This window comes from Erwinia sp. Eh17-17, from assembly GCF_039675725.1.
Taxonomy (GTDB): Bacteria; Pseudomonadota; Gammaproteobacteria; order Enterobacterales; family Enterobacteriaceae; genus Erwinia.
The window spans coordinates 1-893 of sequence record NZ_JBDFQT010000030.1 but is presented as its reverse complement, the minus strand read 5'-3'; the positions used below and the strand labels follow the sequence as shown (position 1 = coordinate 893).

At 53.2% G+C, this 893-nt stretch carries 1 protein-coding gene; it reads left to right on the top strand.

All coding sequences use genetic code 11. The features are described from left to right. On the top strand, positions 1–893 hold an 893-nt coding region (gene tuf, locus ABEH87_RS21645; RefSeq protein ID WP_346579421.1), incomplete at both ends, for an elongation factor Tu.

The window sequence follows — 893 nt, the reverse complement described above, 5'->3', positions numbered from 1 at the left end:
GACACCCCAACTCGCCACTACGCGCACGTTGACTGCCCAGGCCACGCCGACTATGTGAAAAACATGATCACCGGTGCTGCTCAGATGGACGGCGCTATCCTGGTTGTTGCTGCGACTGACGGCCCAATGCCTCAGACCCGTGAGCACATCCTGCTGGGTCGTCAGGTTGGCGTTCCGTTCATGATCGTATTCATGAACAAATGCGACATGGTTGATGACGAAGAGCTGCTGGAGCTGGTTGAAATGGAAGTTCGTGAGCTGCTGTCTGCTTACGATTTCCCTGGCGACGACATCCCGGTTGTTCGTGGTTCTGCACTGAAAGCCCTGCAGGGTGACGCAGAGTGGGAAGCCAAAATCATCGAATTGGCTGGTCACCTGGACAACTACATCCCAGAGCCAGAGCGTGCGATCGATAAGCCATTCCTGCTGCCAATCGAAGACGTATTCTCTATCTCCGGCCGTGGTACTGTTGTTACCGGTCGTGTAGAGCGCGGTATCGTTAAAGTTGGTGAAGAAGTTGAGATCGTTGGTATCAAAGATACCGTGAAATCAACCTGTACCGGCGTTGAAATGTTCCGTAAGCTGCTGGACGAAGGCCGTGCGGGTGAGAACTGTGGTATCCTGCTGCGCGGTGTTAAGCGTGAAGATATCCAGCGTGGCCAGGTTCTGGCTAAGCCAGGTTCTATCAAGCCACACACCAAGTTCGAGTCAGAAGTTTATATTCTGTCTAAAGACGAAGGCGGCCGTCATACTCCGTTCTTCAAAGGCTACCGTCCACAGTTCTACTTCCGTACTACTGACGTGACCGGTACCATCGAACTGCCAGAAGGCGTTGAGATGGTCATGCCAGGTGACAACATTCAGATGGTTGTTACCCTGATCCACCCAATCGC